Source organism: Mycobacterium appelbergii, assembly GCF_032883035.1.
Classification (GTDB): Bacteria; Actinomycetota; Actinomycetes; order Mycobacteriales; family Mycobacteriaceae; genus Mycobacterium; species Mycobacterium appelbergii.
Map to the genome: position 1 here is coordinate 99,352 of NZ_JAMQTH010000018.1, position 14,107 is coordinate 113,458.

Consider the following 14,107-nt stretch of genomic DNA (forward strand, 5'->3'; position numbering starts at 1 on the left):
ATCAACGAAAGGGCTGCTCACCGCGCCTGACCGCGACCATTGTGTTGATCTGGGTGAGGTTTCCCGCATCCGCAGGTGTTGCCGATCCGTAGTGACGGCTGCAGCAGTCGGGCTCCGCCCTCGGTCGCACTCTCAAGCAATCGGCTGAGTGCGTGGTGGGCGATGCGCTCGACGGGTTGCAGGGCAGCGGTGAGGCGGAACTGCCCGAAGTCGGTCTCCCGGCCGTCGAAGCTGACCACCCGGATATCGGCGGGTACCTCCAGCCCCGTGTCGATAACGGCGCGGATGGTGGCGGCGGCCTGTCCGTATGTCCCCACCACGAATCCACGAGGGCGGTGGTCGGAGGCGTGCAGACACTCGCTGACCGCCGCGTAGGCACCGGCGGGCGTCAGGTCGGTGCGGATCAGCCGAAGCCCTTCGCCGATGACGGAGGCGACGCCGGTGAACCGCTGCTCCACGGTCTCGCGATCGCCGTGACCGACATCGGCCGCGGTGAATCCGCCGACGAAGGCGATGTCGCTGCACGTGTGCTCATCGACCAGGTGCCGGGCGATGAGTGCTCCGGCGTGCACGTGATCCACGCCCACGATCTCTGCGTCCACATCCCCACGGATGTTGTGCATCCAGACAACCGGGATGCGTTCCCGCCGGCACAGGTCCGCCGTTTCCGGTGCATTCGCGGCTCCGATCACCACTAGGCCGTCGATCCCGACTTCGGCGAACGCAGCGGCGAATTCGAGCTCACGCTCCGGGTCGTAACCGGTGTTGCCGATCATCGTCAGGTGTCCGCGCGCCCGGGCCTCCACCTCGATCCGCCCGACGAATTCGCCGAACAGCGGCAGGGTCAGATCCGGGACGAGCAGACCGATCTGCTGCCAGCGCCGCGGGCGACGCAACGCCCGTGCCCGCAGGTCTGGGCGATAGTTCAACTCGTCGATCGCGCTGATCACCCTGGCCCGCAACGATTCTGACACCGGCCGCGGGCCGTTGTTGAGCACGTAACTCACCACTGCCGTCGACGTACCTGCACGCCTGGCCACATCGGCCGATGTCGCACGCTTCCCACCCACTCGTGGACCCTGCGCCCGCTCAACACACGCTCACCAGGATTTGAATCACGGCGATTGTGACGGTTTCGCGATCTCTGTCCGTCAATACGCTAATCGATTAGATCCGTTACCAGGAGGTCCCATGGCGTTCGTACGCCTTTCCGGCGTCACCTATCTCGACCCTGAACTCGCCCACGACAGTTACGTCCTGTTCACCGGTGCTGATTCGGTGACACGTCTCATCGACCTCAACGGCACCGTGGTGCACGAGTGGCCGTATGCCGGGGTGCCACCGCGAATCCTGGACCCGGCGCTCAACGACGGCCGCGTCGGCGATGTCGGGGTCCAACTGTCCGACAGCGGTGACGCCCGCGGTGGCATTTATGCCAATGGCACGATCGGACAGCTCAATTGGGACGGCGAGCGGGTGTGGGAATGGGGGCGGCAGGCGCCGGGCGGCGCTGCCCGGCAGAACCACGACTGGGAACTACTGCCCAACGGGAACCGGTTGATCCTGGTCACGGCTCCACGAGTGGTGCCCGGCCTGGGCGACCATGTGATCGGCGATCAGGGCCTCTATGAGGTCACGCCCGACGGCGAGATCGTGTGGCAGTGGTTCGCGGGAGATCATCTCGACGAGTTCGGGTTCTCCGAGGCCGGCTGGGCGGCGCTGCGCGAAACCGTCGCCCGCGACCCGGAGGATCCGTGGGGTTATCTCGAAATGAACAGCGCAAAGTCGCTGGGCCAGAACCGTTGGCATGTCGAGGATCCCGGCACCGCGTTTCAGCCCGACAATATCCTGGTCAGCTTCCGCAAGGCCAACATCGTCGCCCTCATCGACAAGGCGACCGGAGCCCTCGCGTGGCGGCTGGGGCCGTACTACGCCGCTGAGGCGGGAGCACAGCATCAGCGGATCAACGCGCACAAGGTGCCCCGCCCGCTCGATCAGACCTCGGGGCAACACAATCCGCACATGATTGCGCCGCACCTTCCCGGCGCAGGCAACATCCTGGTGTTCGACAATCAGGGCGGGGCCGGCTACCCGCCGGCAGCGGTCGGCATCTACGCCGGTTCGCGGGTGCTCGAGGTCGACCCGGTCTCCCGAGAAATCGTCTGGCAGTACACGGCCGAGGATTCCGGACTTCCGCCGTGGACCTTCTTCAGTTCGTTCGTGAGCAATGCGCAGCGACTGCCCAACGGCAACACCCTGATCACAGAGGGGATGCAGGGGCGAATTTTCCAAGTGACAGCCGACGGCGATGTGGTCTGGGAGTATCACAGCCCGTACCAGGGCTACGGCGTGGCCGGCGAACCCGAGGTCAAACAGGCCAGGGTGCCCGGCGTCGACCGGCTCACCCTGACGGCGCTGGTGTATCGGGCGCAGGCGGTCCCGTTCGAGTGGGCACCCGTAGGCACTCCACGGCTGCCGCTCCGACATGTCGACCTGCGCAACGGCCCCTCATGACAACCCAAGCACGAGCGGTCGATTCCGCATCACCGGCGCCAACACCGCCCGCCGAGGAGGGCCGGTTGCCGTGGCTGCGGTCGACGATCGCCCGGTTGGGGCCACTGGGCTGGACGGTCGGCGGATTGGTACTCGCATCGGCGGTGTGGTCGGCGGTGGTGGCATCCGGGCGGTTTCCGCGACAACTGTTCCCGAGCGTCCCGGAGATCCTCTCAGCCGGGCGCACACTGTGGACCGACGGACTGCTGACCGACGACATCGTCGCCAGCTTGAGCAGGGCCGCAGTCGGTTTCGCCATCGGCGGCGCCCTCGGCATCGCGGTGGCGGTCTTCACCGCAACCACCGGCGCGGGCCGTAAGCTGCTGCAGCCCGTGCTGCGGGTGTTCTCACCGATCCCGACGATCGGCCTGGTGCCGCTGGCCATCCTGTGGTTCGGATTGGGTGAGAACAGCAAGATACTCGTCATCGCGCTCGGCGTTTTCGTGCCGGTCTGGATCAACAGTCATGCCGGGCTCGCGAGCACACCAATCGACTATCTGAAGGCCGCACGCTGCCTGGGTGCGGGGCGTTGGCAGACGCTGCGCCACGTGGTGCTGCCCGAAGCGGTCCCGGACATCGCCTCCGGTCTTCGGGTCGGCGCCGCGATGGCCTTCGTGCTGATCGTCGTCGCCGAGATGACTGGCACCACAGCAGGTATCGGCTACCGGATCTATCAGGCACAACTGTTCTCCCAGGCCGACCGGCTCATTTTCTGCCTGATCATCCTGGGCATCATCGGCGCGGTCTGCGACCTGCTCGTCAACTCGATCACCTCCCCGTTCACCCGCTGGGCCCAGGAGGAACGCTGAGATGGCCATTACCACCCACGACCTCGTCGTGCAGTTTCCGGGCAAGAGGGATCCCACCCTCAAGAGCATCTCGATGACCATCGCCGACGGGTCGTTCACGGTGCTTGTCGGGGCGTCCGGCAGCGGCAAATCGACGCTGCTGCATTGCCTGGCAGGCCTCCTCACACCGACATCCGGCACCGTGACCGACAACGGGGAACCGGTCACCGCGCCCCACCCGCGCCGGGGCGTGGCCTTCCAGCGCGATGTGCTCTTCCCGTGGATGAGCGTCGCCGACAACATCGAGTTCGCATTGGCAGCCCGACATTTGGCCAAACGTGAGCGCCGCGCGAGGATCGACGAGCTGCTTGAACTGGTCGGACTGCGCGACGAGGTCGGCAGGCAACGGCCCACCGAATTGTCCGGCGGTATGCGGCAACGGGTGAGCATCGCCCGCGTGCTGGCGGGCGAACCGTCGGTGATGCTCATGGACGAACCGTTCGCGTCGCTCGACGCGCTCACGCGCCTGCGAATGCAGGACCTGCTGATCGACCTGTGGACGCGACTGAATCGCACGATCGTCTTCGTCACGCACGACATCGATGAGGCGATACGGCTCGGTGACTCCGTCAGCGTGCTGCGCGACGGGCAGATCGTCGATCACATCACCAACCCGCTGGACCGGCCACGACCGGCGGACGCACTCGCAGACCAGCCGGGGTACAGCGACATTCGCAAAACCCTGCACCACCAACTCGGCATCGACCACGCCGCGCTCTGACCGCGATCACAAAGGACTGAATCAATCGTGAAGACCACTCTTCGGCGGCTCCTGCCCGCCGCACTGACCGCTGTCATGCTCGCCGCGGCGGCCTCCGGTTGCACAAGCTCAGGCACCGGGAACCCCGACGAGCTGACGGTGGGTTTCGTGGTGGATCCCTCGTGGGCGCAGATCCCCGTCGCCGCCGATACGGGCCTGTTCGGTAAGCACAACGTGCATGTGAACGTGGTGAACTTCTCCTCGGGCGTCGAAGCACTGCAGGCCGTCGCGGCCGGCCAGGTCGACATCACCACCGCCGCGGATGTCCCGACCGCTGCTGCCCTCACCCGGACACCGTCCTTGCGCATCGTCGCTGACGGGTCCCGGTGGGAGGGTTCACGGATCGTGGCCCGTCGAAGCGCGGGGGTCAACACCATCACCGACCTCGCCGGTAAATCAATCGGCACTCCGCTGGGGACCAGTGCCGCCTATTACATCTCGAATGCGCTCGCGCAGAACAACATCAAGGCGAATCTGGTTCAGGTTTCGCCGTCGGCCATGGTCACCGCGGCCACCCAGCGCAACGTCGATGCAGTGTCCATCTTCCAGCCGTACCAGGCGCAGACGATCGCGGCGCTCGGCACGGACGCGGTCGAGTTGAGCGGCGGCAGCTACAACCAGCACAGCCTGTTCTTGGCCGGACCGTCGGCCATTTCCGGCAAGGGCGAGGCGATCAGGGCGTTCTTTGCCGCCCTTGACGATGCCGGAGCCGCACTGTCCCAACAGGACAGCGCCGCCGTCGCCGCGGTCGCAAAGGCCACCACGCTGGATCCTGAACTGCTGCGCACCGTGCTCACCGAGTTCGACTTCACCATCCAACTCAATCCCGACCTCGCGACGGAACTCACCGCACTCGGCGACTGGGCCAAGAGCCAGAAGTCCATCGAACCCACAGCCCAACTGCCCGATTACGCACAGTTTCTCGACGGCCAGTTCTTGGCGTCGGCGCAACAGCATTAACGCCTGAGCGCGCGCCGGGCACGGACACACGCCGACCGGCCCGTGTGCCGACACCGTACTGAGGGACAAGACCGGCGTTGTTTTGTCCCTGGCTGCAGTCTCGGTGATTCTGGCATCGCCGGACGGTCACATATGCCCGGAAACGCGGGACAGCTGTGACTGATGTGGCGCTGCAACATCACGTCCACAATTACTTCCACTTGACTTAGTTCATATTGGAAGTAAATTGTGGGCTGCACCACACACCCCTTTCTGGAGGTCACACAGTGTCAAGTGATGTTGCTTCGTCCCGCCCGGTCTCCACCGACGTGGATTTCACCCGGTCCGGCGTATCCCGATTCCCCAACCGCGACCTCGGCGTCCCGCGGTTCGGCTGCGAGGTGGGCGTCCCCCTCGCCGAACAGAAGGAGCTCGGCCACAACCGCTGGCACCCCGACATTCCACCGTTGCACCACCTGGGCCCCGGCGAGGAAGTCATCCTCGAGGCGGGCGGCTACGACGATTACCAGCTGCAGGATGTCGACGACGACCAGGACATCCGCGACTTCGACCTGACCCGCACCCACCCGATGGCGGGTCCCATCTACGTCGACGGCGCGCAACCCGGCGATCTGCTGGTGGTGGATGTGCTCGATGTGCTGCCGCTGTCAGGCATCGGCTACTCCAACATCCTGCCCGGCATGGGCGGACCACTGGCCAGTTGGTTCCCTGACGGCTTCAAGACCGTGTGGGACCTGCACGGCCTGTTCGCCACCAGCAGGCAGATACCCGGGGTCGAGATTCCCGCGATCAGTCACCCCGGCGTGATCGGCGTGGCACCGTCGCACGAACTGCTCGCGATGTGGAACGAGCGCGAGGATCCGCTGATCGCCGATGGCCTCGCCGCGCCACGCGCCGACGCCACGTCGACCGCGGTGCTGCGCACCCTGGAAGGCGAGGAATGGGAACGTGTCGCGGCGACCGCGGCCCGGACCGTCCCACCACGGGAGAACGGCGGCAACCTCGACATCAAGAACCTCTCGCGCGGTTCACGGGTGTACTTCCCGGTGTTCGTTGAAGGTGCCCTGTTCTCCACCGGCGACTTCCACTTCTCCGAGGGCGACGGCGAGATCACCTGGAACGCCATCGAAATGGACGGCGTCGGCTGGTTCCGGTTCAACCTCATCAAGGGCGGCATGGCGAAGTACGGGGTGCGGACGCCGATGCTGCGGCCCTCCCCGGTGGACCCGAACCTGGGCACCCGGTACCTGTCGTTCACCGGTCTGTCGGCCCGCGGCCGGGAGCAGAAGTACATCGACGCGACGATGGCCGCCGTCGACGCCGTCGAGCAGGCGATCGACTATCTGGGCAAGTTCGACTACACCCCTGAGCAGGCCTACACGATCATCAGTGTGGCGCCATGTGAGATGCACGTCGGAGGCATTGTCGACATCCCGAATGCCGCTGTGACGCTGAAGATTCCGCTCGACATCTTCGACAAGGACATCCTGCCCAGGTAGGACTGGCCGACGGCAGAAAGCGATCGCAGATGAGCAATGTCGGTTTGTTCTACGTCGGTGCCGTCCTCATCATCAACGGCATCATGCTGCTGGGGCGGATCACGCCCAGGGCCGCCGCCCCGATGAACCTGTTCGTCGGTGGCATGCAGGTGGTGATCCCGACCATCCTGCTCACCACGGCCGATGGTGACCCCACGGTGATCGCGGGCGCGTCCGGTCTGTATCTGTTCGGGTTCACCTACCTGTGGGTGGGGATCAACGCGGTCACCGATTGGCCCCCGGAGGGGCTGGGCTGGTTCTCGCTGTTCGTTGCGGTCGCCGCGCTCGGCTACGCGGCGCACACCTGGGGTGAGGGTGGCCGGATCTTCGTGGTGATCTGGCTGTCCTGGAGTGTGCTCTGGCTGCTGTTCTTCCTGGTCCTGGGACTCGGTCGAACGGAACTGACGCAGTTCACCGGAGCGGTGGCCGTCACGGAGGGCGTTCTCACCGCAGCCGTGCCTGCGGGCCTGACCCTTGCCGGCCTGTGGAGTGATTCGGCGGTGGCGGCACTGGTGGCCGCCGTGCTCGGGGTCGGTCTGCTGGTGGTGCTCTGGCTGCTCACCCGTAGGCCGTCACCTCAGGCCGAGGCGTACAAGAAGTCTTCTCTCGGCGCCGCCACCTGATCGCGATGATGTGCCCGGAGTCGGATCGGCTTCGGGCACATCGTCGTTGGTCCTGCTCCGGCCGGGCTATCCGCTCAATTTTCCCAACAACGCACTGAATGCCCACATTTCGGCGGACGTCAGTGGCGAGAACACTTCCTGGAGCGCCGCGGACACCGACGGGGCGAGCGCCCGGTGCTTTTCGACTCCACGCTCGCTGAGCCGGACCATCATGCGCCGCCGGTCATAGGAATCCAGCGTCCGGTACACCAGCGCGGCGTCGACGAGCCGGTCGACGGTACGGGTCAGGCTCGGCCCGGGTATGAGGGTGAGCGCAGAAACCGAACTCATGGCGGCTTCCTCCACCGCGGCGAGGTGGTCGATCACCCTCCACTGATCCAGCGTCAGGTCCGAACCCTCGAGAGCGTCGCGCACCGCGCGGCGCAGCAACCCGGCCACTCGATCGACAGCCAGCGCATCGACGAGGTGAGTCGCATTGTCGCTGCCGACCGGCGTCATATGCGCATCCCTTGCTGTATTTCCTTGCGAACGGAATACTTCCAGATGAATATTACTCTGGTCGCCCGCCCAGCGGGCGCCAAGGAGGCATGGCGATGGCGCAGGACTACCGCATCGGTCTTGTCATCCCCCTGCGCGGCCCCGGCGGGATCTACGGTCCCTCCTGCGAAGCGGTGGCCAAACTGGCCGCCGCCACGCTCAACGCCAATGGCGGTATCGCCGCCCGGGAAGTCGGGATCGAGGTCATCGACGCGGGCCTGCCCGCGGCCGAACTGCACGATGAGGTCAACCGGCTGATCACGGCCAATCGGATCCACGCGGTGACCGGGTGGCACATCTCGACCGTCCGCGAGCACCTCGCGCCCGTGGTGGCCAACCGGATCCCCTACGTCTACACCTCCCTGTACGAAGGCGGCGAATCCCGGCCGGGCATCATCTGCTCGGGCGAGACTCCGGAGCTGCAGATCGGTCCGGCACTGCGGTGGCTGCGCGAGAACACCGGCGTTCGCCGCTGGGCGGTCGTCGGCGCCAACTATGTCTGGCCGCGCCGTACGGTGCCGGCAATCCGGGCCTACTGCCACGAATTCGGACTGACCCTCGCCGACGAGATCTATGTCGACTACGGCACCACCGACTATTCCCGCGTGCTCCCCCGTCTCGAGCGCAGCGGTGCGCAGGGCATCATCATGCTGCTGGTCGGACGGGACGCGGTGGCCTTCAACCGGGCGTTCAGCGCGCGCGGGCTGCATGAGCAGATCCTGCGCTTCAGCCCGTTGATGGAAGAGAACATGCTGCTGGCCAGCGGGGCGCATGCGACGGCCAACCTGTATGTCGCCGCCAGCTACTTCCAGAATCTCGTCACGGCCAGTGCACAGGACTTCATGTCCGATTACGTCCACCGGTACGGTCCGAAAGCCCCGCCACTCAACAATGCCGCGGAGTCCTGCTACGAGGGCGTGATGACGCTGGGCGCGCTGACGGCGGCCGCCGACTCCACCGATCTCGACGACGTGGTGCGGCATTGCGGCGACGTGAGTTACGAGGGCCCGCGCGGCTCCGTGCACGCCAGCGAGGGGCTGATGCACCAGGACGTGCATATCGCGATGGCGGACTGCTACGAGTTCGATGTCGTTGCCACCCTCTGAGACTGCCGATCACCCGCGTCCAGCGCCGTAAAGGCGAACGATGACGTCCATGGACTCCGACACCAGAGTCGACGAGATCGCCCCCGATGGCTACGCCGCGATGTCCGGCGCGTCATGACCCGGTCGCCTCACCCCGCTGGTTAGCCTATGCGCGTGGAGGCGCGGCTACTGGTGTCAGGCCTGCTGGCAGCGGGTATGTTGCTGGCCGGCTGCCAGTCCAGCATCGAGGGCACACCCGTCACCAGCTCCCGGTCCCCGACCGAGCCCAGCTTCCCGACGGCCCGGCCCACCCGGTCCAGCCCCGCCCCGCCGCCTGCCCCGCCACGCACCTCGGCGACCACGCCGCCGGCCGGCGCCACCCCGCTTGAGCCGCAGGACGGCTATGTCTTCATCCAGACCAAATCCGGCAAGACCCGCTGCCAACTGTCGAAAGAGGATGTCGGCTGCGAGTCCGACTTCACCGATGCACCGGACATCGACGGCACGCCGGCCAACGGGGTGAGGCTCACCGCCGATGGCGAAATAAGTTGGGTACTGGGAAATCTCGGTGACATCCCGGCAGTCACACTGGACTACCGCAGCTATCGCGCGCTGGGCTGGACGATCGAGGCGAGCAGTGACGGCACCCGGTTCACCAACGACGCCAGTGGCCACGGGATGGTGGTGGCTGTTCAAGGCGTGGAAACCTTCTAGAGTTGCAGCATGACCGCAGCTCAGCGGGAACGTGCCGCACTCGTCGAAACCATGCGCGCCGCAGGCCCGGACGCGCCCACGCTGTGTGAGGGTTGGAAAGCACGCGATCTCGCCGCCCACCTCGTCGTCCGCGAGCGCAGGCTGGATGCGTCGGCGGGCATCCTGGTGCCACAGCTCGCCGGCTACACCGCCCGGGTTCAGGATCAGGTGACCGCTGCGACCGATTGGCCCGACCTGGTGGACAAGATCGCCTCGGGTCCCCCGCTGTATTCGCCGTTCAAACTGCTGGATCCGCTGGTCAACGTCGCCGAGATGTTCATCCACAACGAGGATGTGCGACGAGCCCAATCTACCTGGGAGCCAAGGGCCCTCGATCACGACACGATCAAGGCGCTGGCCCGTCAGATTCCGATGATGGCCAGGATGACGATGTCGAAATCTCCGGCGCGGGTGACACTGACCACGCCCGAGGGCAAGACCCTGGCCACCGTCGGCAACGGCGCGCCGGTGACGATCTGTGGGGAGCCGGGCGAACTGTTGCTGTTCGTCGCAGGCCGGGGACCCGCGCACATCACATTCACCGGGGACGACGACGCCGTGGCTGCGGTACGGGATGCGCCGCGCGGCGTCTGAGCGGCTCCGCCGTTAGGCTGGGTTCCGTGGACTTCCGTGTATTCGTCGAACCCCAGCAAGGCGCCACCTACTCCGATCAACTTGCGGTGGCCCGCACCGCGGAGAGTTCGGGGTATTCCGCATTCTTCCGGTCCGACCACTATGTGGCGATGAGCGGCGACGGACTGCCGGGCCCCACCGACTCCTGGGTGACACTGGCCGGTATCGCGCGGGAGACCTCGTCGATCCGGCTCGGCACGATGGTCACCTCGGCCACCTTCCGCTATCCGGGACCGCTGGCGATCTCGGTCGCACAGGTCGATGAAATGAGCGGCGGCCGTGTCGAATTGGGCCTCGGCGCGGGCTGGTTCGAGGAAGAGCACCAGGCCTACGCCATACCGTTCCCGCCGCTGGGCGAGCGCTTCGACCGGCTCACCGAGCAGCTGCGCATCCTCACCGGGCTGTGGACCACGCCCGTCGGGCAGACCTTCGACTTCTCCGGGAAGCACTACACGGTCGTGAACTCACCGGGGCTGCCCAAGCCCGCACAGACACCGCATCCGCCGATCATCATCGGCGGGCAGGGCGCCAAGCGCACACCGGCGCTGGCCGCCGAATTCGCCTCCGAGTTCAACGTCCCGTTCGTGCCACTCGACGCCCTCACGACGCAGTTCGAGCGGGTGGCCGCGGCGCTGTCCGACGCGGGCAGGCCGGCAGATTCACTGACGTATTCGGCGGCGTTCGTCCTGTGCGCGGGTCGCGACGAGGCCGAGATCGCCAAGCGGGCAGCCGCCATCAACCGTGAGGTCGACGAACTGCGCAGCAATTCACCCCTGGTCGGAACGCCGACGGAGATCGTCGACAAGCTGGGCCCGTTCATCGAGGCCGGTGTACAGCGGGTCTACCTGCAGTTGCTCGACATGGCCGATCTCGATCAGGTGGAGTTCTTCGCCGGCGAGGTCATCAGCCAATTGAGCTGATCCGACCCGGCACATCCGCCCCCACTAGGATCGGCCCGTGACGTCTGACGATGACCATGGGCAAGCACCTGAGCAGCCCTGGCATCACTCGACGCCCGCGGTGCTCGGGGCCAGCGTGGCCGCTCTGACCGTGATCGCACTGGTGGTCTGGGGTGTGGTGACGTTGACCAGCGGCGGGAATCCCGAAGAGGCGCCGATCAACTTCATCGACCCCTCCCGCTCGTCGACGTCATCGGCGAGGTCGACGACCACCACCACGACCTCGACCATCACCAGCACACGGCCGCCGTTGACCACGGAGTTCGGGTTGCCCAGCGACACCTCGGAGACGTCCGGATCGTCCACGTCGTCAACCTCGGAGACCTCGACGACGTCGAGTTCATCGACACCGCCGACCACCACGACCGACAGCAGCGACGAGACCACCGGGAGAGCCACCACCACCCGCAACCGGCCACGCACCAACGTGACACGCACGTTGTATCCGGCGCCGGGCAACTGACTGCGCCTACTATCTGACCGCGTGGCGAACAACTACTCCGACGACGACGAGCCCACCCAGTACGCCAGCAGCTATGGCGAGTACGGCGGATACTCCGAATCGCCGACGAGCGAGATTCCACCCGCGCCGGAACCCACTCCCTGGTACCGCAAACCTGCCGCCCTGCTGGGACTGGGCGCGCTCGGCGCAGTCGTCGCAGCGCTGGTCATTTATGAGTTGGTCCAGTTGTTCTCCTCTGACGACTCGACGCCCGCGACCACGACGACCACTTCGTCCACCACGGTGACGACCACCACCTCGGCAGCGCAGACGACAGCGCCGGTGGCCCCGCCGCCGACCCACACGGTCACCGAGACCACGGTGCCGCCGACGACCACCACGCCTCCACCGACCACCACGACGACCACAGAAGCCACCACGACGACCACGACGACCGAGCCGACGACCACGGTCAGCACCAGCACGGTCACCGAGACGACGACGGTTCCGGCGCCTGAGGGTGGCCAGTAACGTCGTTCAGCGGCCAGTTATCTCACGCGAGAACGGATTTGACGTGCGGCCACTCACGCCGGCGGTGAGGTAGTCGGCGTCGGTTCAGGCTCGGGTGTGGGTTCGACCGTCTGTGTGGGCTCCGGTGCCTGGGTGGGCTCCTGCGTCGGTTCCACGGTGGGCTCGGGGGCCTGAGTGGGCTCGGGGGCCTGAGTCGGCTCGGGGGTCTGCGTGGGTTCCGGTGTCGGCGAAGGAGTTTGCGTCGGCGTGGGCGGGACGAACGTCGGCAGCGGCAACTGTGGAATCGGCAGTTGCGGTATCGGCAGTTGAGGAATCGGTGGCAGCACCGGGGCCGGCGCGGCGGGCCGCGGCGCGGGGGCGGGGGCCGGGGCAACCTGTCGCGGAGCAGGAGCACGCACCACCCGCGGCGGTGGCGCGGCCTGCGCCCGCTGGACCACCCGCGGCGCGGCAGCTGCCTGCGGCGCACCTGCCTGAGGTGCGGCGGCCTGCGCCGGGACCGACGGGTCACGCACCACGACGGTCCGGGTGGGCGGCGCGGGCAGTGCCTGGGCCAGCGGCGACTCGGCAGGCATCGGCTGCGGCCCGCCCGAAGCCGAGGAGCCGGTGGCCGCAGGAGCGTCGATCATGTCGGCGCGTGCGGAGAGCACCAGGCCGACGGTCCCCACCACCGCCAGGAACGCCGCGGCGTAGGCCAGCACACCCCCGCGCCGGTACCACGGCACACTCGGCGTGGCAGGAACGTCCGGCGCGACCTCGGTGAACACGAACTCGGGCCGGGCCGCGTCCTCGGAGACGGCTTCGGGCACGAACTCGGCGACCTCGGCCACGGGGCCTTCCGCCGACCACGCCAGTGCCAGCGGAGCCGCCTGGGTCGTGGCCCACGGTCCGGTGGCGGGCGGAGCAGGGGTGATCGCCTGCCGGGTGGCGGTCTCGTCGACACCGGCGCGCCGCGCCAGCAGCGCTGCCCCGATTGCCGCGATCACCTGCGACTGCGGGACCGTGGTGACGGCAGTCCGGAAAGCTTCCGAAAGCCTTTGGGTGACAATGGGTATGCGGGCTCCCCCGCCGACGGTGACGAGTGCTGCCAGCTCGGCAGGATGTATACCGTTGCGGCGCAGCAGATCCTGCAGTGCATCGATCACTCCGCCGAGTGGTTCGGTGACGATGGTCTCCAGTTCGCCGCGGGTCAGCCTGATCGTGCTGCCGGGCACGGGGCCGACGAGGCTGGTGGCGGCTTGATAGCTCAACCGTTCCTTGGCGGTGCGGCACTGCTCGCGCAGCCGGGTCAGTGCGGCCACTGCGGCGGTGCCCGACGGTTCGGTGTCAAGGTTGGCCAGGACGTGCCGGAGCACTTCCTGGTCGATGAGGTCACCGGAGAACTCGTCGTAACGCACGGTCTGCCCGACGGTCGCGAACCCGGCGCCTGCGTCGGCCAGGGTGAGATAGGTGCCGGTCGCACCAAAGTCACACAGCGCGACCACACCACGAGCCGGTAGACCAGGATGCGCCTGAACCGCCGTCAGCGCCGCCACTGCGTCGGAAACCACCCGCGTCCCGGGCATCACCGCCCGTGCGGCATCGAAGGCTGCCGGCCGCCAGTGCGCGGGAACCGCCACCACGGAGACCTCGGGGCGCTGGACCGGGCTCGCGGTGCGGGTCAACTGCTCCACCGTCTGCGCCAGCAGTTGCTCACCGCGATAGGCCGATCCGTCGGCCGCGACCACCGGCACCGGATCGCCGACGCGCTCCACGAAGCCGCTGATGACCGTCCCCTGACCGGACAGCGGGAGCACCGCACGCCGCACGACCGGGGCCTGGTCGGCGATCGCCACCACATTGGTCGTCCCGATCGACAACCCCAGGCAAACACGCATACCTGTATGTC

15 protein-coding genes are annotated in these 14,107 nt (G+C 67.0%); 11 read left to right on the forward strand and 4 right to left on the reverse strand.

All coding sequences use genetic code 11. From position 1 onward, the window contains the following. Nucleotides 1-17: 17 nt before the first annotated feature. Nucleotides 18-1,070 carry a LacI family DNA-binding transcriptional regulator gene (locus M1247_RS31865; protein ID WP_317160429.1) on the reverse strand — a complete coding sequence of 351 codons (1,053 nt, stop codon included), beginning with the start codon at nt 1,068-1,070 and terminating at the stop codon, nt 18-20. 121 nt (nt 1,071-1,191) lie between these two features. Here M1247_RS31865 and M1247_RS31870 point away from each other — a divergent pair, with 121 nt between their 5' ends. The 6 genes from M1247_RS31870 (at nt 1,192) to M1247_RS31895 (ending at nt 7,282) form a co-directional block, all read left to right on the forward strand. Then, complete coding sequence (locus M1247_RS31870; RefSeq protein WP_317160430.1) at nt 1,192-2,514, forward strand: aryl-sulfate sulfotransferase; 1,323 nt, start codon at nt 1,192-1,194, stop codon at nt 2,512-2,514. Then, on the forward strand, nt 2,511-3,362 hold the full coding sequence (locus M1247_RS31875) for an ABC transporter permease (RefSeq protein ID WP_317160431.1): 852 nt from the start codon (nt 2,511-2,513) through the stop codon (nt 3,360-3,362). Before M1247_RS31870 ends, M1247_RS31875 begins: the two co-directional genes overlap by 4 nt. A 1-nt stretch (nt 3,363) precedes the next feature. After that, complete coding sequence (locus tag M1247_RS31880) at nt 3,364-4,122, forward strand: ABC transporter ATP-binding protein (protein WP_317160432.1); 759 nt, start codon at nt 3,364-3,366, stop codon at nt 4,120-4,122. Nucleotides 4,123-4,149: 27 nt separating this feature from the next. Next, the gene (locus tag M1247_RS31885) at nt 4,150-5,121 is read left to right on the forward strand and encodes an ABC transporter substrate-binding protein (protein WP_317160433.1); all 972 of its coding nucleotides are present in this window, start codon (nt 4,150-4,152) and stop codon (nt 5,119-5,121) included. A gap of 266 nt (nt 5,122-5,387) precedes the next feature. Next, the gene (locus M1247_RS31890; RefSeq protein ID WP_317160434.1) at nt 5,388-6,620 is read left to right on the forward strand and encodes an acetamidase/formamidase family protein; all 1,233 of its coding nucleotides are present in this window, start codon (nt 5,388-5,390) and stop codon (nt 6,618-6,620) included. A gap of 29 nt (nt 6,621-6,649) precedes the next feature. Continuing rightward, nucleotides 6,650-7,282: an AmiS/UreI family transporter gene (locus M1247_RS31895; protein WP_317160435.1), complete on the forward strand. Its 633-nt coding sequence runs from the start codon at nt 6,650-6,652 to the stop codon at nt 7,280-7,282. Nucleotides 7,283-7,348: 66 nt separating this feature from the next. On the opposite strand, the gene M1247_RS31900 is transcribed toward M1247_RS31895, so the two are convergent. Then, a complete protein-coding gene (locus tag M1247_RS31900; RefSeq protein WP_317160436.1) occupies nt 7,349-7,780 on the reverse strand; it encodes a MarR family winged helix-turn-helix transcriptional regulator in 432 nt (143 codons plus the stop codon). Nucleotides 7,781-7,869: 89 nt separating this feature from the next. Between M1247_RS31900 and M1247_RS31905 the strand changes: the two genes are divergently transcribed. The 4 genes from M1247_RS31905 to M1247_RS31920 all read left to right on the forward strand — a co-directional run bounded on the left by M1247_RS31905 (nt 7,870) and on the right by M1247_RS31920 (nt 11,210). Continuing rightward, complete coding sequence (locus M1247_RS31905) at nt 7,870-8,925, forward strand: substrate-binding domain-containing protein (protein ID WP_317160437.1); 1,056 nt, start codon at nt 7,870-7,872, stop codon at nt 8,923-8,925. A gap of 153 nt (nt 8,926-9,078) precedes the next feature. Then, entirely contained in the window at nt 9,079-9,618 is a 540-nt protein-coding gene (locus M1247_RS31910; protein ID WP_317160438.1) for a hypothetical protein, read from the forward strand. Nucleotides 9,619-9,627: 9 nt separating this feature from the next. Then, a complete protein-coding gene (locus M1247_RS31915; RefSeq protein WP_317160439.1) occupies nt 9,628-10,251 on the forward strand; it encodes a TIGR03085 family metal-binding protein in 624 nt (207 codons plus the stop codon). A 26-nt stretch (nt 10,252-10,277) separates the two neighbouring features. Next, on the forward strand, nt 10,278-11,210 hold the full coding sequence (locus M1247_RS31920; RefSeq protein ID WP_317160440.1) for an LLM class F420-dependent oxidoreductase: 933 nt from the start codon (nt 10,278-10,280) through the stop codon (nt 11,208-11,210). 84 nt (nt 11,211-11,294) lie between these two features. Here M1247_RS31920 and M1247_RS31925 read toward each other — a convergent pair whose 3' ends face one another. Beyond that, nucleotides 11,295-11,687 (reverse strand): hypothetical protein, encoded by a 393-nt coding sequence (locus tag M1247_RS31925; RefSeq protein WP_317160441.1) that lies wholly within the window; start codon nt 11,685-11,687, stop codon nt 11,295-11,297. A gap of 46 nt (nt 11,688-11,733) precedes the next feature. Here M1247_RS31925 and M1247_RS31930 point away from each other — a divergent pair, with 46 nt between their 5' ends. After that, nucleotides 11,734-12,222: a hypothetical protein gene (locus tag M1247_RS31930; protein WP_317160442.1), complete on the forward strand. Its 489-nt coding sequence runs from the start codon at nt 11,734-11,736 to the stop codon at nt 12,220-12,222. A gap of 53 nt (nt 12,223-12,275) precedes the next feature. Here M1247_RS31930 and M1247_RS31935 read toward each other — a convergent pair whose 3' ends face one another. Next, nucleotides 12,276-14,096: an Hsp70 family protein gene (locus tag M1247_RS31935; RefSeq protein WP_317160443.1), complete on the reverse strand. Its 1,821-nt coding sequence runs from the start codon at nt 14,094-14,096 to the stop codon at nt 12,276-12,278. Nucleotides 14,097-14,107 lie beyond the last annotated feature (11 nt).

What these genes read in the sequence shown, in the direction of transcription:
- M1247_RS31870 (WP_317160430.1), top strand. Translation starts at nt 1,192, where the DNA reads ATGGCGTTCGTACGCCTTTCCGGCGTCACCTATCTCGACCCTGAACTC.
- M1247_RS31900 (WP_317160436.1), bottom strand. Translation starts at nt 7,780, where the DNA reads ATGACGCCGGTCGGCAGCGACAATGCGACTCACCTCGTCGATGCGCTG.
- M1247_RS31895 (WP_317160435.1), top strand. Translation starts at nt 6,650, where the DNA reads ATGAGCAATGTCGGTTTGTTCTACGTCGGTGCCGTCCTCATCATCAAC.
- M1247_RS31935 (WP_317160443.1), bottom strand. Translation starts at nt 14,096, where the DNA reads ATGCGTGTTTGCCTGGGGTTGTCGATCGGGACGACCAATGTGGTGGCG.
- M1247_RS31880 (WP_317160432.1), top strand. Translation starts at nt 3,364, where the DNA reads ATGGCCATTACCACCCACGACCTCGTCGTGCAGTTTCCGGGCAAGAGG.
- M1247_RS31915 (WP_317160439.1), top strand. Translation starts at nt 9,628, where the DNA reads ATGACCGCAGCTCAGCGGGAACGTGCCGCACTCGTCGAAACCATGCGC.
- M1247_RS31905 (WP_317160437.1), top strand. Translation starts at nt 7,870, where the DNA reads ATGGCGATGGCGCAGGACTACCGCATCGGTCTTGTCATCCCCCTGCGC.
- M1247_RS31875 (WP_317160431.1), top strand. Translation starts at nt 2,511, where the DNA reads ATGACAACCCAAGCACGAGCGGTCGATTCCGCATCACCGGCGCCAACA.